Below are 16,175 nucleotides of genomic sequence, written 5' to 3'. Positions count from 1 at the left end.
GGTTTGATATTACGCAGCCTCTTTAGATGATTTTGATTTTTTATTTAAACGAGGAAATCCAATTACAATTGCAATGATGCCGCAAACAGCTGTTAACATTGGATAAAATGTAAATGGAATAATCTCAACTGGTGAAACTTTAGCAAATCCTGCTGCTAGAAGCATTTGTGCACCGTAAGGGATAAGACCTTGAACGCTGCATGAAAACAAGTCAAGCAGACTGGCTGATTTTCGATTATCAATTGAATACTTATCAGAGATTTCTTTTGCTAACGGACCTGCCGTAATAATTGAAATCGTGTTATTAGCCGTGGCCAAATTGGTTAAACTTACTAATCCAGCGATACTGAATTCTCCACCTTTTTTTGTTTGAATACGTCGTGTTAATAAATTCAATAAGAACTGAATACCGCCGTTATAGCGAATGAGTTCAACCATTCCACCAATTAAAAGAGATAAAATAATTAACTCCGACATTCCACCAATACCTTCTGTCACAGTTTTAGCAAGAGAAGAAAGCGTGTAGCTTCCATCAGCTAATCCAATTACGCCGGCTAATACAATTCCTCCAGTTAAAATGCTTAAGACGTTTGCACCAAATATAGCAGCCACTAGTACGCCGATATATGGCAAGATTTTAAACCAGCTGAAATCTTTGATTTCTACTGAAGACGTGTTGCCAAGCGTCATGACAAACAATAGAATCACCGTAACGATCGCTGCAGGAAGGACAATAAAAAAGTTTACTTTTAATTTATCTGACATATTTGTTTTTTGCGTACGAACTGCTGCAATGGTTGTATCAGAGATTATAGATAAATTATCTCCAAACATTGCACCACCAATAACAGCGGCAATTGCTAATGTAATGGATACATGAGCCTGCTCACTGATTCCTACAGCGATAGGCCCCAATGCAGCGATGGTTCCCATTGACGTTCCCATCGAAATTGAAATGAATGCGCCAATAACAAAGATTCCGACTACTACTAAGCTTTGCGGAAGTACAGAAAGCGCTAAGTTTACCGTTGAATCAACAGCTCCCATGCCTTTAGCAACTTGAGAAAAAGCACCTGCTAAAATAAAAATAAGTACCATAATAATAATATCAGGATGCCCTGCTCCTTTAGCAAAACGTTCAACTTTTACATTAAGTGAATCTTTACGATTCATAGCCAGCGCCACAATGGCTGCAATGATAATGGCCACTAATACAGGGAGCTTATAAAAATCTCCCGTTATAATTCCTGATCCGACAAACAGGACTAAAAAGACGCCCAGCGGTAACAGCGCCCAGCCGTTTCCTTTTTGTTGTTCCATTCTTAACACCTCTTGTTTACGTAATAAAAAAAGACCTCTTCTTATTGATAAGAAGAGGTCTCTTATTTGTATCATAAGATTACCCTTCTCATCTTCCAAACGAAACATCGTCTGCTGGATTTGGCACCGCACTGCGTACAGCCAGTTGCCGAGACATCTCAGGGCCAGTCCCTCCGTCTCTCTTGATAAGAAGTTTATAGTTGTTTTAAAAATAGTCTTTCACTACTGTAATCTCTTTTTATATAATTGTCAAATGCTATTTCAGAAAAATATATAGTGAGAAAATTCTCACATCAATTAGCTACGTCACGTTTTAAAAACGCTGCCCAAGCTACGCCCATAAAAAAGACAAAGTGTGCAACTAAGATGAAGATTGAAAATGAAATCGTCATGCCCTCAAACATCGTCTTCATGCCGTCCATATACTGCACAAAGTTCGTGTTGGCGAACAGTAAAAATTTCCCCCACCATAAACCAAACTGTGATACTATTCCAGTTACTGCTTTCGCCCCGATACTTACAACAATAGCTAGACTTGAAGCAAGCGCGCTGTTTCTGAATAAAGACGACAGCATAAATGCGAACGTCATCATCATAAACGTTTCCATATACGCACTGTCATACGTAAGCGTAATGTTTTTAAGCAGCTGCGCATCTCCTTCTAGACTGGCAAATCCAAAGAACAATGCTCCCCATACAAATGAAAAAAGCAAATAGCTCAGTAAGTAATATAAGCTAATTAAAATGAGCGTTATGTATTTGGATGCTAAAATCGTTGAACGTCTAGCCGGACGAATTAACAGAAGCTTAATGGTACCTGCTTCAAACTCTTTTGCAACCATTGACCCTCCGACAGCAAGAGCGAAAAATTGAACAAGAATGAGCATACCTGAACTAAATGACAGGAAGTTCAAAACGTTTTCTTCTGTTCCTGCACTGTTTGACACTTTCTTCATTAAAAGAGCCATACAAAGAGTTAAAATGCCTATTGTGATAAACGTGATTTTTGTACTTCTTTTGTGAAACCATTTCATGTGTTCATTTTGAATTAACTTAAGCATGGTGCTCTCCTTCCGTAACGGACATAAACGAATCTTCAAGCGTCTCATACACAGGGGTAATTCGGTAGACTAAAATATCGCTGTCCACTAATTTTTCATTCACAGCTGGAATTTGCTCTTTCACAATCGCTACGTCGATAATATGCGATCTCATCGTTACTTCAAATTCTTTTGATAAAAGTTCCGCTGCTTTTTGCGCGTCAGACACTTCAAATTCTACGTACATTCCTTGATCTTGACGATTTGGAGATAGATCTTGAACGGCTTTTAACTCACCGTCTTGAATGATGCCAACGCGGTCACATAATGCTTCTACTTCTTTTAATAAGTGGCTCGCGATTAAGATTGAAATGCCTTCTTCCCTGCAAAGTGTTTGTAAATATGTACGAAACTCTCTCATTCCCGCTGGGTCTAGACCATTTGTTGGTTCGTCTAGTAAAAGCAATGCAGGCTTATGTAAAATAGCTTGAGCTACTCCTAAACGCTGTCTCATCCCAAGAGAATACGTCTTCACTTTTGCATGGATGCTGTTTTCAAGCTTTACTAGCGCAATCACTTCATCCAAGCGTTCTGCTGTGATTCCTTCATGCATATTAGCAAAGTGTTTTAAATTTTGATAGCCCGTTAGATAATCATAAAACTCAGGGTTTTCAATAATCGCTCCAATTGATTTCATAGCTGATGTAAACTGTTCCTTTAATGGAAACCCATTGACGGTAATTGTCCCTTTTGTTTCTTTAATGAGTCCTACTACGGTACGAATTAGCGTTGTTTTTCCAGATCCGTTTGGACCAAGCAATCCGAAAATCTCACCGCGCTCAACCGATAAGGATACATCATGCAAAATGGTTTTCTTCCCAATTACTTTACTGACATGATCTACTTGTAGCACTGTTTCTGTCATCATGTACATCCTTTCTTTAATTAGCAATACGCCTTCTATTGTTTCTCTTTTTTAACTATTTGTCTACTATAACCTTATTTTTGGAAAAGTAGCCCATTCAAATCATTCGTATTATCCGCTTACATTTGATAAAATAAAACAAATCTTAGTTAGAGGAGGACTTCTACATAATGAACTTAACCATATACCTTGCCGGGCAAATTCACGATAACTGGCGAGACGAAATTAAAAACCAAGCGGAACAATTAAACCTTCCCCTTACCTTTGTCGGTCCCATGACAGACCATGACCGCTCCGATAATATTGGAGAAGAAATTTTAGGAAAACAGCCTAATGCTGTCTTAAAAGATGAAGCTGCTTCCCAAATTAATAATTTACGCACGCAGGTGCTCCTTAAAAAATCTGATGTGGTCATTGCTTTATTTGGTGAAAAATACAAGCAGTGGAACAGCGCAATGGATGCGGCGACAGCCATCGCATTAGATAAACCGCTAATTTTGGTTCGTCCTGAAAAACTGCACCACCCGCTTAAAGAACTGTCAAACAAAGCGCAAGTTGTAGTCGAAACGCCAGAACAGGCTCTTCAAGCACTAGCTTATATTTTTGAATAACAACAAATAAGAGCTGTCGAAAACCGGCAGCTCTTATTTGTTGTTTATTGAAGGCTCCGTACGAAGCATGCGATGAGTATTTCGTGGGAAGTTCTGAGATTATTATTCTTGTGGGAGTTTCATTTTTGACATAACGATAAGCAAAGTTACAGTCGGGTGCTTACTTTTTTGACCCGGATGCTCCATAATCTTTAATCTTTAACTTCACATCATAGTTAATTGGCACTTCACTAAATGTTTGATCCCAATTTTCTTTGACCCTCATCCATGTTCTAGGCTGCTTAATTCTCAATTGATTTCCGAAGCCTGCAACATCAACTTTATATTTTGTTTGCATTTTTTCTAGTACGTTTCTTACCAGGTACTTTACTTTTTTTTCTGAAGTTTTTTGCGCATTCTGTAAAAATTGATTATTAAAAGAGCTCCCTGAAGTCATCCAACTTTCAGATAGCCTTCCCACTGATTCAATGTGTACATCAAAAGAGATATTATTTCCTTTAACATGGGGTTGAATATGACTTTTCATAGACTCTATTTCGTATACAATCAGCTGACCAGTCTTTTTATCAAAGCTTTTCACTAGCCCGCCTTTCCCTTTGCCTGTGATCCAAGCCAAACCATCTAGTTCTTCTTCATTCAAAAAACCAATCATTTTGCTTGTTTTCCCTTTAATTATACCAGCACCCGCAAATTTGATTTCTCCATTTGCTGACAATACATTTTGCAGCAGAAAACTAGACCCAGTTTGAATCTTGCTTGCTAATTTAATAAGCGGCATGGGCGGTAAAATTCGCGTCGTTCGATACGTATTGTCTATCATTCCATACAGGTGAAAAGCCGGGATCTCTCCTGCTGTTTTTGATTCTAACGTGTCGCTAGCTCTTCCTTTACTAATAAACACAAGGCAACTAGGTCTAAAATCATTGTCCCGAAGAGTTTGGTCCACTAATTGCTCTAAACTATACGCTCGTGCAAGAGCCTCACTTATAACCATTACTTTCATATGGGGACTAGTTAAAGGAGTATCACTTCTTAAAGATAATTCACGAAGCATTTGAAAAGGAGAATCTCCTGTTTCCGAGATATTTACGTAAGATTTTTGCTGCGATCCTCCTTGTTTAGTCGTTGAACTTGCGACTTGAGGAGTGATCAGTTGATAAGTTGACGTAATCAGGTTCTTTTTAGTATACCCTTCTCCTTGTTCATCAAATTCTTTTTCAGCTATAGACTCCTTACCTTTATCATAGGCCACACCCACTCCAAAACTTTGCTCTTCAATTTCATGACTGCTCCAGCAGCCTGCCAGAGGAAAGAGCAAAAAAACAGAAAACAAAACCAATAGGAACTGGAAATGATTAAAGGTTTGTTTCATACTTTACTCCCTTTACTTTTGAAATAATGAGAAGAAGCAGCGGCAAAAAGCCAAATAAAACTAAGGCGATATTGCCAATCACATCTCCCAATTTAAATACATCATTAATATTTTTAGGAATCATGGAAATAAGATATATAACCGGAAGCAAACCATACATAAATGGATGAATGTTTTTTTGGAAAAGCTGAGACAGTCCTAATGAAGCGGCGTAATGGTTAATAGTAAAAGAAGCAAACATCTGCATGATCCATACAACTAGCAGCAAGGAATCAAATCGTTCAAAAATCAAGCCTGTCAGCTCAAAACTTCTTATTAAATCAAGCGTTGGCCACGTTCTTATTACTACTCCATCAATCGATAACGCTCCGATAACCATTACAACCGTAATCACATAAATAAATATAGGAATAGTAATTCCAACTAGCACAGCTTTTCCTGCTTTGTGAGGTTCTTTCATAAAAGCTAAAATGATTAACATAATTTCAGGACCCGTGAATGCAAGAGCAGTTGTTTTTACTCCTTTTAGTACAGGAAGGACTCCTGATCCAAGTACTGGACGCAGATTATCTATTTCAAATATTTTCATACTCATAAAAGCTACCAGTAAAAAAAGAATAACGGTAATAGGGAATATAATTTCAAACAGTCGAGCGATTGGATTAATGCCCCCTCTAATTAAATAGAGGCTTATCCACATAAATGGCATAATAATAGCCCACGTCGGCGTTTCTTCCAGCAAGAGATATCCGGTTACTTCTGCCAATGAACGGGCGTGAAAACCACCAAGCAGTAAAAAATAACCTATCATGAGCAAGCTAATTAACTTACTCAACCATTTCCCTGTAATTTCTTTACTGTATTGATAAAACGTCTTTCCAGGGAATTTCCGGCTTAACTTCACCATGATTATCGCTGCTATTATGGTGACTATTCCTCCTAGAATAACAGTTAACCACACATCTGGTGTTTTCACTTGTTCCGCAGCTGTTCGCGGCAACGTCAGAATACCAGTTCCAAGTATAAAATTGATGACAATAATAGCTGTTTGTGGCGTCGTAATACGATCGTTTGAATTTATCATTACCACTGATTCACTTCCTTTTTTCATAAGCTCCTATCCTTTTCGTAGAGAATCTTTGGTGTGCATCATCTTTGGACGTCTTTTCATCATCATAAGAGGCATACGGACCATCAAGTCTTTCCATTCACTTAAACGATAGGGTACCGCTGGACTCATGTAAGATACGCCAAAACTTTTTAGTTTCACCAAATGACTGGTCATAAAAAGGAAAAATAAAACGACGCCGTATAATCCAAGTATGGCAGCACATAGCATAGCTATGAAGCGAAGAATACGCAATGAAATCCCGACGCTATATTGCGGAATAGCAAACGATGAAATGGCAGTTAACGCTACAATAATCACTAAAATAGGGCTAACAATCCCTGCCTGCACAGCAGCTTCTCCAATAATTAATCCACCGACAATTCCCATTGCTGGACCAATTGGTTTTGGTAACCTGAGTCCAGCTTCTCTCAAGATTTCGATAGCTATTTCCATGAATAAGGCTTCTATAAGCGCTGGAAATGGCACTCCAGACTTCGTTCCTATAATTGAAATAGCCAATTTAGTCGGAATCATCCCTGGGTGAAACGAAATAAAAGCAATATACAAAGCCGGTGTAAAAAGGGAAAGAACTACTGCGATGTAACGAAGAAAACGAATGAATGTACCGGGAATCCACCTTTCATAATAATCTTCCGGCGACTGTAGCATCATGCTAAACGTAACGGGGGCAATCAAAGCAAAAGGCGTCCCGTCTAATAAAATGGCTACTCTCCCTTCCATCAAAGCAGCAATTACACGATCCGGACGCTCCGTATTCTGCACCTGAGGAAATAGGCTAAGGTAATTATCTTCAATGAGTTGTTCCACATATCCTGACTCCGGTACATTATCAAGATCAATTTTTTTAATTCGTTTTTCTACTTCTTCAACTAGTTCTGGATCAACAATCTCCTTTATGTAAGCAACAACTAAGTCTTTTTTGGAACGCTTTCCTACTTGAAATTTCACCAGCGACAAATTTTCAATGTCTCCGCTTCCTCTTAATAAAGAAGTATTATCACTTAAAGATTCGGTGAAGCCTACTCTTGGCCCTCTCACTAATGCTTCTGATACGGGCTCTTCAATCGTCCTTGTTTTCACTTTGCTTGTACCAAGAATTAAGGCAGATGATAACCCGTCAATTAAAAGCGCCGTAGATCCTGTTAAGACTTTTGATGTTACTTCTTTAATGAAATGAACCTCTTCTACATCACCGATTGATAATACTTGGCTTTTAATAAACTGTTTTGAAAGGCTTCCCTTTACGTAAAGCTGATCCTGTTGGTATTCTTTTGAAAAATCAGCCATCAATGATGACAAAATATGTTTTTCAATAAGATCTTTATCTGAGAGCCCTTCTACAAAAATAATAGCTGCCTGAATGCCGGTGCGTCCTATAATAAACTCTCGAAAATGAACGTCGGAGTTATGACCAATTTCATTTTTAACTGCTTTTAGAGTTAAAGCTACATGCTCCGTAACATGATCAGGTGAATTTTGAGGTGTAAATTCCTGTTTATTTTCCTTTTCATTCGCATGGTTCCCTATTTTTTTTATTGTCGATTTCCATTTTTTCACTTTCATCACTCTTCCTCTGAATTACGAATCCCGCTTAATAATTTGTAGATTATATACGGGATGAAAAAAACCAGAACTGCTTGTATAAAAACTGGCCCTTCTGGAAGATAGGAAACAATTAATTCCCACATGTTAATCACCCTATTTATGTCTCTAACAAAACAATTCTAGAAATAAGCATCCGTAAAATATCAGTGTTTACTTCGTAGAAATTCTTTTATTTACCAGGTAGTATTATTCTTCTTTTTGTTTCTTATACAAAGGAATACAACATCCATCGTAAAAATGAAAAATAGCTTACTACTGAAGGCTTAGACATGCTGGTTTGCCGCTCAATGTTTTGGTGAATGCTAGAATAATCAAGTTTTACCGCTCAAAAAACCCCTTAAATGGTTGACGAGTGCTTAAAGTGTCGGTTACACTTTATGTTTGAAATATTGTATTCATATCGCTCTTATATAAAAAGAATGGTATAATTTTATAGATATTGAATTTGGAGGACTGCTCATACATGATTACAGTTAGTAATGTAAGTTTACGATTTGGCGACCGAAAGTTATTTGAAGATGTGAATATTAAATTCACGCCTGGTAACTGCTATGGATTAATCGGCGCAAACGGTGCTGGAAAATCAACGTTTTTAAAAATTTTATCTGGTGAAATTGAATCTCAAACTGGTGATGTACATATGGGCCCTGGCGAACGCCTTGCTGTCTTAAAACAGAACCACTTCGAATATGAAGATCAAGAAGTTATGAAAACCGTTATTATGGGGCACGCTCGCCTTTATGAAGTAATGCAAGAAAAAGATGCTATTTATATGAAAGCAGACTTCACAGATGAAGACGGAATGAAAGCAGCTGAGCTTGAAGGTGAATTTGCGGAATTAAACGGTTGGGAAGCAGAATCAGAAGCAGCTATTCTTTTAAAAGGATTAGGTATTTCTGAAGATCTTCACGCCAAAAAAATGGCTGAACTAACGGGTAGTGAAAAAGTAAAAGTGCTTCTTGCACAGGCTTTATTCGGAAAACCTGATGTATTACTTTTAGATGAGCCTACGAATAACTTGGATATTCAAGCAATTCAATGGTTAGAAGAGTTCTTAATTAATTTTGAAAACACAGTCATTGTTGTATCTCATGACCGTCACTTCTTAAACAAAGTATGTACGCACATTGCTGACCTTGACTTCAGTAAAATCCAAGTCTACGTTGGTAACTATGATTTCTGGTATGAATCAAGCCAATTGGCACAAAAAATGGCGTCAGATGCGAACAAGAAAAAAGAAGAAAAAATTAAAGAGCTTCAAGCCTTTATCGCTCGCTTTAGCGCAAATGCATCGAAATCAAAACAAGCAACGTCTCGTAAAAAATTGCTTGATAAAATTTCATTAGATGACATCCGTCCTTCTTCTCGTCGTTACCCATACGTGAACTTCACGCCGGAACGTGAGATTGGAAATGACGTACTTCGCGTTGAAGGTCTAACAAAAACAATTGACGGCGTAAAAGTTCTTGATAACGTAAGCTTTATTATGAATAAAGATGACAAAATTGCTCTTGTAGGCCGCAACGAACTTGCAAATTCAACATTAATGAAGATTTTAATGGGTGAAATGGAAGCAGACAGCGGTACGTACAAATGGGGTGTCACAACGTCTCAAGCCTTCTTCCCTAAAGATAACTCCGAGTACTTCGAAAACGGAGATTTAAACTTAGTAGACTGGCTGCGCCAGTATTCACCTAATGATCAAAGCGAAAGCTTCTTACGCGGTTTCTTAGGTAGAATGCTATTCTCTGGTGAAGAAGTGTTGAAAAAAGCAAACGTTCTTTCCGGAGGAGAAAAAGTTCGCTGTATGCTTTCTAAAATGATGCTAAGCGGTTCAAACGTTCTTTTACTAGACGATCCTACGAATCACCTTGACTTAGAATCAATCACAGCACTAAACAATGGACTTATCAGCTACAAAGGTTCAATGATTTTCACATCTCATGACCATCAGTTCGTTGAAACGATTGCAAATCGTGTAATTGAAATTACGCCAAATGGAGTAATTGACAAGCAAATGACGTACGATGAGTATTTAGAAGACAGCAACCTGCAAAAACAAGTAGCAGGCATGTACGCTTAATAAGAAATCCCCTTTCTATAGAGAAAGGGGGATTTTTTTATATACGCACCTCTTGATTTAGCGATGACTTCGGAGAATACGTTAAAATCGCTAAGCTAGCAAATACTAATGTTGCACCGCATATGTTTACCAAAGTCAGGGATTCTCCCAGCAAAAAAACGCCAAGTAAAAAGGCTGTAACAGGCTCTGCTAGGGATAACGTGACGGCGGTAGACGCATGCACCGACTTGAGTGCTGTAGAAAATAATACATAAGCAAGAGCGGTCGTAAGTATTCCTAAGTGAAGAGCAATCCCTATGCCATCTAAAGAGACTAGCCAGCTCATATCGTACATAAACCAGCATGGTATCAGTAAAACGGCGGCGGCTGTGAACACAAGAGCAGCGCCCACTTGCGGATCAACATGCCCAACAATGCTTTTATTAACAGTCGTGTAGCAAGCAAAAGATGCCCCTGCTCCTATGGCCATACCCAAACCTATCACGTCGATTTGACTATCTTTTTTTAACAACAAGCAGCAGCACCCTATAATACCCGTAAACGTGGCAAGCAACCATTTTTTTGTAGGTTTCTTACGGTAAACTATGTAATCTAGCACTCCTGACAAAAGCGGCGCACTGCCAATTGCCACCATTGTTCCTACTGCAACGCCGGTTTTGATAACGGCTGAAAAAAACAGCGGCTGATAAGCGGTCATACTTGCTGCGGCAACCGCAAGAGGCAGGATAGGAAGACGTCTTAAGTCCATATTCTTTCTTTGTATAAGACAAGCTGCAAGAAGCGACAGTCCCCCTACAGCTAAACGCACGGCTCCAATCGCCACAGAATGCGCTTCAGCAGATGCTAAAGCTTGGGCAGTTCCTGTAGTTCCCCATAGTACAGCAGCACATAAAATAAGTATTTTTGATAATGAAGTATTCATCGTTCCATCTCCTTTCTTTTATCATAGCTAAAAGAAAGAAAAAAGTTTTTCCGCTTTTATGATGTTACTTGTCTGTTTTTAAGATACTTCGATATTGCGTCGGTGAGATTCCTTCTTGTTTTGCAAACCATTTTGTAAATGAAGACAAGCTGTGATAGCCAACTTCATGCGCAATATACGTTACCGAGTAGCTCGTCTCTTTTAACAGTTCTTTTGCTTTATTTAAACGTATATGCGCTACATAACTTTGAGGCGAATAACCCGTTTTTTGTTTAAACCAAGCGGAAAAATAGGCGGGATGATAATTTTCCAGCTTGGCAAGACTTTCTATGTTTAACTCTTGATTAAAGTTAGCATGAAGGTAATCAATGGATTTAAACGTTTGTGTCTTTGGCAAATAATGCTGAACGTAACGGACCAAATCTTCAAGCGCCCCCCTGTCAGTGCTTTTTTGAAGCTCATCAAGTAAAAGGTAGCGAATGGCTTTCCACGTTGAATCCCATTGAATAAAAGCTGCTTGTTGAGAAAGATGCGCACTTTCTGTAAGCTTCAACGGAATATCAACGACCAAACATTCATTTGTATTTTTAGCTTGATACGTATGCAGCTGACGAGGCGGAATGTAAAAGCATCCTTCTTTCAGCGTTAAGTGCTGTTCGCTTGCTTGAATATCAAGAGCACCTGCTAGCGGAAACAGAAGCTGGCTGTAGTTATGATCATGGGTATGAGGTGAATAGCTGTAGGCTCTTTTTTCGCAAATAATTTCACGTAGCGTATCCATTTCGTTCTCCTTTCCTTATTTCATATCTCACAAAAGCTGTTCTATGCCGTTCAAAACGGTTTCCAGCGCCCTTAACGATTCTGCTGGAGAATACAAAACATCCAATGAATGATCGGCATTTTCGATGACTGCGATATTCATTTTGTTTGTTTTTAGTTGATGGACTGCTTCAGTATAATAGTGATCACGAGTTCCTATTGCAATAAGACCTTTATGAGTGCTTTCTAGTAAACTTTCAAACAGTTCCGATCTGGTTAAAAGCGGCGTCAGTAAAAGCATCACTGCATCTTTGTAAGCATCATCTTTCATCATTCGCTGAATCAGCGGAATTGTGCCAATCGATTTTCCTGCAAATATGATATTTTTATAGTCGTCGTGAGATAAAACGTCTTGCAGCACGAGATCAATATCTTGCATCATAACACCTGCAATCTCATCTGTAGACTTTGTCATCAGCTCTTTTGGGTATGTATAGTGAATATGAACCACGTCAATTCCGTGTTTTATCATCAGCATCGTTACATAATACAACAGCGGTTTTTCGTACGTATAGCCTAGCCCTGAAAACATAAAGCAAATGCGAGGCCCTCCTGTTTTAATATGTGTATAGGTAATTCTATGAGTTTGGCTGTTTACACTTTTTTGATCTACGTGCATGTCACTCCTCCTTTTTAAATATTCTAACATTTAATTCCGTAAAAAAACCCCATCTTTTTCTTAAAAAAATGAGGATTGAGGAAATAGCTCTGCAAGCAGTTCGTAAGACTTCTTTTTCGCTTCATAATCATGGATATTTGTAATAATTAAAAATTCGTCGTTATCGTATTTTTGCTGCAGCTGAGTTAGTCCTTTTTTTACTTCAGCAGGATTTCCTATAATCATACGCGGACGATTAGTGCTTATTTTTTTAAGCTCTTCTTCTGAATAAGAACGTTTGTGCACTTCTTCTATCGATGAAATCGTCGTATCTCCGCCTTTGGCTACTTTCAACAGCCAATCATCCAACGTTTTGGCATGCGCCTCCGCTTCTTCTGTTGTTTCAGCACATACAACAAATACGCATACATTGGTGTTAGGCTTTGATTGATAGGAAGAAGGGATAAATTCTTGTTTATAATGACGAATGGCTTCTTGTCCACCAACTGAATAAATAAAGTGTCCAAACGTAAAAGAGATGCCCAGCTCAGCAGCTGATCTTGCTCCTCTTTTATTGATACCAAGATGCCACAGTTCTGGTTTTGTTTCACTTAACGGATAAGCTGTCACCCCGTAATACGGATGGTCAGACGGCAAATTATGCTCAAGATGTCCTTTTAACGCCTTAATTTGACGCGGAAATTCATTAAGGCTTTTACGGACTCCATCTGTGAGTGCTAGCCGCGTCAGCGCATCTCCTCCCGGCGAGCGTCCCAGACCTAAATCAATTCGATTCGGAAACAGATTTTCAAGCAGCTGAGCATCTTCTGCTACTTTATACGGACTGTATTGAGGAAGAAGGACTCCTCCAGATCCAATTCGGATTCGGCTCGTGTGAGATGCCAAGTGAGTCATTAAAAGTGTCGGAGATGAGCCTGCAAGACCGTTCGTATTATGATGTTCCGCTACCCAAAAGCGATGGTAGCCTAACTCTTCGGTTAATTTAGCCAGCTCCACCGTGCGTTCTAACGCTTCCTTTGGTGTTGATCCGCTTGAAACAGGAGACTGATCCAATACGCTTAGCTTAATCATAGCTGATTCTTCCTTTCGATTTTCAATTTCTATTGTATCTATTGTAGGAGAAAAATATGAATTCGTCTTGAAATTTGCTTCACGCCCATAGAAAAAAGCAAACGCTACCCTGCGCTTGCTTTTTCTTTTCCTTATTTTGCTTCGTGCATTTCTTTCACACGCTTATCGCTCGGTAACAGCCACGTTAAGAATCCTAGGATTGGAAGATAGCTGCAAAACAGCATGATAAACTGAAGGCTGAAGACATCGGCTAATTTACCGAACACAACAGCTCCTAAAGCTCCCATTCCAAAAGCAAGCCCTACAATCAAGCCGGAAACCAAGCCAATTTTCCCCGGCATCAGCTCCTGAGCATAGACGACCGTGACGCTGAAACTTGACTGAAGAATAAAGCCGATTAGTACTAAAAGAGGTGCTGCAACTCCGAGAGAAACGTGAGGAAGTAATAAAGTAAATGGTACTGACCCTAACATAGAAAACAATAAAATATTTCGTTTTCCGAAACGATCGGCAAGCGGCCCTCCAAAGAATGTTCCAAATACCCCTGCAATCATAAATAAAAAAACGTAAAGTTGAGCGCTTTTGATAGGCAAATTAAATTTTTCAATGATATAAAACTGAAAGAAATTAAGGATGCCTGCTCCGTACCATGAACGTGCAAAAACAAGAAAAATTAAAAGTCCAACCGCAAAAATAATTTGCTTGTTCATCGTAAATGAAGTATCTGACTGCTTTTTCTTCAAGCGTTGGCGAGTAGCTAATTCTGATTTATACCATTTAGACACGCTGTATAAAACCACTACGCCTATCCCTGCAATTAATGTAAACCAAATCGTTCCAAACTGACCAAGTCCGATAAAGATAAATGCCGTAAACAGCGGAGCCATCGACTGTCCGGTATTTCCGCCAACTTGATAAATAGATTGCGCCAGCCCCCGTTTTCCTCCTGCTGCCATATACGCTACGCGAGAACCTTCCGGATGAAAAATAGCGGATCCGAATCCTACAAATAAAACAGATATAATCACAAAATAAAAATTTGGCGCTAAAGCGAGCCCAACCATACCAATCATGCTTAAACACATTGCAATTGGCAATAAAAATGGCGAGGGACGCTTATCGGCAAATACGCCGAACACCGGCTGCATAATCGATGACGTCATGTTTAAAGCAAAAGCAATCCAGCCGATTTGCGTGTAGTTTAAATTCATCGATTTTTCAAGGACAGGAAAAAGTGCCGGTATAACGGACTGCATACAATCATTTAGGAAATGTCCTAAACTAATCGCAAATAAAATACGGTAAATCGTTGCCGGCTGCGCTTGCTGCGTTCGTGCTGCTGCTTGCATTCGTAACCCTTCTTTCTTATTTAATCTACATTATAATTGTTAAAGTCTTACAATGTCTTTTTCTATTATACAGTGAAAAGTAAGATTGTAGTTGTTTTCTTTTTTATAAAAAAGGGAAAATTGCCTGTGAGGTGAGAACAGTGAAAAAACATGTGCATATGATTGTAGACGGACGCGTTCAAGGGGTTGGGTTCCGTCACTACACGCAGCTAAAAGCAATGGAATGCTCCATTAACGGATGGGTACGAAATCGAGACGATCAAAAAGTGGAAATTGATGCTGAAGGGGAAGAAAGTAACATCCAAAAATTTATTGAAGAAATAAAAAAGGGTCCCTCTCCGTTCGCTTCTGTTAGCAATGTGGAAGTAAAGATAGTAAACACTCCTTCCCACACCCATTCTTTTCGCGTGAAGTACAGTTAAAAAACTCGCTAAATCAAGATAATTTTTGATAAAATGGAAAAGTAAGCGATTTTATTTTTTCTACATATAAGGGGGAAAAAACGATGGTTGAAAACAAAATTGTGTTAATTACAGGTGCAGCTCAAGGTATTGGTTATCAAATTGGTGAACGCTTTGCTGAAGACGGAGCCACTGTTGTCTTAACTGACTTGAATGAAGATGGAGTTAAGAAAGCAGCAGACAAATTGAAGACAAAAGGCTACGAAGCATTAGGCATTAAAGCAGATGTGACAAATGAAAGTGACATTGAACAAATGATTGCTCAAACGGTTGAAACATACGGCCGCCTTGATGTATTAATTAACAATGCCGGCATGCAGTTTGTTTCCCCGCTCGAAGAATTCCCTACTGAAAAATTTGAACTTTTAACGAAAATTATGCTTGTTGCACCTTTTGTTGCGACTAAGCATGCGTTTCCTATTATGAAAAAGCAAAAATTCGGCCGCATTTTGAACATGTCTTCCATTAACGGATTGATTGGTTTCTCAGGAAAAGCGGCATACAACAGTGCTAAGCACGGCGTGATTGGCTTAACGAAAGTGGCTGCTCTTGAAGGTGCGGAGCACGGCATTACGGTAAATGCGATTTGCCCTGGTTATGTTGATACGCCGCTTGTTCAAAATCAATTAAAAGATTTGGCACGTACGCGAAATGTAGCGCTTGAAAAAGTACTAGAAGAAGTCATTTATCCTCTTGTTCCTCAAAAACGCTTGCTTGCTGTCGATGAAATTGCAGATTATGCAATGTTTTTAGCAAGTAATTTAGCAAAAGGCGTAACCGGCCAAGCTGCTGTGATCGATGGAGGATATACAGCTCAATAAAAAAAGAGTGTCAGTTACCCTGACA

15 protein-coding genes and 1 riboswitch are annotated in these 16,175 nt (G+C 39.0%); of the genes, 4 read left to right on the top strand and 11 right to left on the bottom strand.

What is annotated here, in order from left to right; all coding sequences use genetic code 11:
* Positions 1-9 precede the first annotated feature (9 nt).
* From ACOZIR_RS20285 to ACOZIR_RS20275, 3 genes are all read right to left on the bottom strand, one after another.
* Positions 10-1,320: a Na+/H+ antiporter NhaC family protein gene (locus ACOZIR_RS20285; RefSeq protein WP_045290391.1), complete on the bottom strand. Its 1,311-nt coding sequence runs from the start codon at positions 1,318-1,320 to the stop codon at positions 10-12.
* 85 nt (positions 1,321-1,405) lie between these two features.
* Positions 1,406-1,512, bottom strand: a riboswitch (SAM riboswitch).
* Positions 1,513-1,613: 101 nt separating this feature from the next.
* The gene (locus ACOZIR_RS20280) at positions 1,614-2,381 is read right to left on the bottom strand and encodes an ABC transporter permease (protein WP_310878720.1); all 768 of its coding nucleotides are present in this window, start codon (positions 2,379-2,381) and stop codon (positions 1,614-1,616) included.
* On the bottom strand, positions 2,374-3,285 hold the full coding sequence (locus tag ACOZIR_RS20275) for an ABC transporter ATP-binding protein (RefSeq protein WP_045290395.1): 912 nt from the start codon (positions 3,283-3,285) through the stop codon (positions 2,374-2,376). The genes ACOZIR_RS20280 and ACOZIR_RS20275 overlap by 8 nt, the downstream gene beginning before the upstream one ends.
* A gap of 170 nt (positions 3,286-3,455) precedes the next feature.
* Here ACOZIR_RS20275 and ACOZIR_RS20270 point away from each other — a divergent pair, with 170 nt between their 5' ends.
* Positions 3,456-3,896 carry a YtoQ family protein gene (locus ACOZIR_RS20270; protein WP_045290397.1) on the top strand — a complete coding sequence of 147 codons (441 nt, stop codon included), beginning with the start codon at positions 3,456-3,458 and terminating at the stop codon, positions 3,894-3,896.
* 160 nt (positions 3,897-4,056) lie between these two features.
* On the opposite strand, the gene ACOZIR_RS20265 is transcribed toward ACOZIR_RS20270, so the two are convergent.
* Genes ACOZIR_RS20265 through ACOZIR_RS20255 form a run of 3 tightly spaced genes read right to left on the bottom strand, consistent with a single transcriptional unit; the run spans position 4,057 to position 7,963 of the window.
* Entirely contained in the window at positions 4,057-5,268 is a 1,212-nt protein-coding gene (locus ACOZIR_RS20265) for a Ger(x)C family spore germination protein (RefSeq protein WP_045290399.1), read from the bottom strand.
* The gene (locus ACOZIR_RS20260) at positions 5,252-6,379 is read right to left on the bottom strand and encodes a spore germination protein (RefSeq protein WP_045290401.1); all 1,128 of its coding nucleotides are present in this window, start codon (positions 6,377-6,379) and stop codon (positions 5,252-5,254) included. Before ACOZIR_RS20260 ends, ACOZIR_RS20265 begins: the two co-directional genes overlap by 17 nt.
* 6 nt (positions 6,380-6,385) lie before the next feature.
* On the bottom strand, positions 6,386-7,963 hold the full coding sequence (locus ACOZIR_RS20255; protein WP_045290403.1) for a spore germination protein: 1,578 nt from the start codon (positions 7,961-7,963) through the stop codon (positions 6,386-6,388).
* Between the two features lie 505 nt (positions 7,964-8,468).
* Between ACOZIR_RS20255 and ACOZIR_RS20250 the strand changes: the two genes are divergently transcribed.
* Positions 8,469-10,088 carry an ABC-F family ATP-binding cassette domain-containing protein gene (locus ACOZIR_RS20250; protein WP_028413463.1) on the top strand — a complete coding sequence of 540 codons (1,620 nt, stop codon included), beginning with the start codon at positions 8,469-8,471 and terminating at the stop codon, positions 10,086-10,088.
* A 37-nt stretch (positions 10,089-10,125) separates the two neighbouring features.
* Here ACOZIR_RS20250 and ACOZIR_RS20245 read toward each other — a convergent pair whose 3' ends face one another.
* The 5 genes from ACOZIR_RS20245 to ACOZIR_RS20225 form a co-directional block, all read right to left on the bottom strand.
* Positions 10,126-11,010 carry a DMT family transporter gene (locus ACOZIR_RS20245; protein ID WP_045290405.1) on the bottom strand — a complete coding sequence of 295 codons (885 nt, stop codon included), beginning with the start codon at positions 11,008-11,010 and terminating at the stop codon, positions 10,126-10,128.
* Positions 11,011-11,074: 64 nt separating this feature from the next.
* The gene (locus ACOZIR_RS20240) at positions 11,075-11,791 is read right to left on the bottom strand and encodes a helix-turn-helix transcriptional regulator (protein WP_045290407.1); all 717 of its coding nucleotides are present in this window, start codon (positions 11,789-11,791) and stop codon (positions 11,075-11,077) included.
* Positions 11,792-11,818: 27 nt separating this feature from the next.
* Positions 11,819-12,448 (bottom strand): alpha/beta family hydrolase, encoded by a 630-nt coding sequence (locus tag ACOZIR_RS20235; protein ID WP_045290409.1) that lies wholly within the window; start codon positions 12,446-12,448, stop codon positions 11,819-11,821.
* A gap of 60 nt (positions 12,449-12,508) precedes the next feature.
* Positions 12,509-13,519 carry an LLM class flavin-dependent oxidoreductase gene (locus ACOZIR_RS20230; RefSeq protein WP_045290412.1) on the bottom strand — a complete coding sequence of 337 codons (1,011 nt, stop codon included), beginning with the start codon at positions 13,517-13,519 and terminating at the stop codon, positions 12,509-12,511.
* 131 nt (positions 13,520-13,650) lie between these two features.
* Positions 13,651-14,868 carry an MFS transporter gene (locus tag ACOZIR_RS20225; RefSeq protein ID WP_045290413.1) on the bottom strand — a complete coding sequence of 406 codons (1,218 nt, stop codon included), beginning with the start codon at positions 14,866-14,868 and terminating at the stop codon, positions 13,651-13,653.
* Positions 14,869-15,008: 140 nt separating this feature from the next.
* Between ACOZIR_RS20225 and ACOZIR_RS20220 the strand changes: the two genes are divergently transcribed.
* Both ACOZIR_RS20220 and ACOZIR_RS20215 read left to right on the top strand, forming a co-directional pair.
* Complete coding sequence (locus tag ACOZIR_RS20220; RefSeq protein WP_028408645.1) at positions 15,009-15,290, top strand: acylphosphatase; 282 nt, start codon at positions 15,009-15,011, stop codon at positions 15,288-15,290.
* A gap of 83 nt (positions 15,291-15,373) precedes the next feature.
* Complete coding sequence (locus ACOZIR_RS20215) at positions 15,374-16,150, top strand: 3-hydroxybutyrate dehydrogenase (protein ID WP_045290414.1); 777 nt, start codon at positions 15,374-15,376, stop codon at positions 16,148-16,150.
* The last annotated feature ends 25 nt before the right edge of the window (positions 16,151-16,175 follow it).

It is taken from the genome of Priestia sp. D3YE.R1 (assembly GCF_049199565.1).
Lineage (GTDB): Bacteria > Bacillota > Bacilli > Bacillales > Bacillaceae_H > Priestia > Priestia aryabhattai.
This window is presented reverse-complemented; position numbering and strand designations above follow the sequence as displayed.

Coding starts and splice junctions, on each gene's coding strand:
- ACOZIR_RS20285 (WP_045290391.1), bottom strand. CDS start 1,320: ATGGAACAACAAAAAGGAAACGGCTGGGCGCTGTTACCGCTGGGCGTC.
- ACOZIR_RS20280 (WP_310878720.1), bottom strand. CDS start 2,381: ATGCTTAAGTTAATTCAAAATGAACACATGAAATGGTTTCACAAAAGA.
- ACOZIR_RS20275 (WP_045290395.1), bottom strand. CDS start 3,285: ATGACAGAAACAGTGCTACAAGTAGATCATGTCAGTAAAGTAATTGGG.
- ACOZIR_RS20270 (WP_045290397.1), top strand. CDS start 3,456: ATGAACTTAACCATATACCTTGCCGGGCAAATTCACGATAACTGGCGA.
- ACOZIR_RS20265 (WP_045290399.1), bottom strand. CDS start 5,268: ATGAAACAAACCTTTAATCATTTCCAGTTCCTATTGGTTTTGTTTTCT.
- ACOZIR_RS20260 (WP_045290401.1), bottom strand. CDS start 6,379: ATGAAAAAAGGAAGTGAATCAGTGGTAATGATAAATTCAAACGATCGT.
- ACOZIR_RS20255 (WP_045290403.1), bottom strand. CDS start 7,963: ATGAAAGTGAAAAAATGGAAATCGACAATAAAAAAAATAGGGAACCAT.
- ACOZIR_RS20250 (WP_028413463.1), top strand. CDS start 8,469: ATGATTACAGTTAGTAATGTAAGTTTACGATTTGGCGACCGAAAGTTA.
- ACOZIR_RS20245 (WP_045290405.1), bottom strand. CDS start 11,010: ATGAATACTTCATTATCAAAAATACTTATTTTATGTGCTGCTGTACTA.
- ACOZIR_RS20240 (WP_045290407.1), bottom strand. CDS start 11,791: ATGGATACGCTACGTGAAATTATTTGCGAAAAAAGAGCCTACAGCTAT.
- ACOZIR_RS20235 (WP_045290409.1), bottom strand. CDS start 12,448: ATGCACGTAGATCAAAAAAGTGTAAACAGCCAAACTCATAGAATTACC.
- ACOZIR_RS20230 (WP_045290412.1), bottom strand. CDS start 13,519: ATGATTAAGCTAAGCGTATTGGATCAGTCTCCTGTTTCAAGCGGATCA.
- ACOZIR_RS20225 (WP_045290413.1), bottom strand. CDS start 14,868: ATGCAAGCAGCAGCACGAACGCAGCAAGCGCAGCCGGCAACGATTTAC.
- ACOZIR_RS20215 (WP_045290414.1), top strand. CDS start 15,374: ATGGTTGAAAACAAAATTGTGTTAATTACAGGTGCAGCTCAAGGTATT.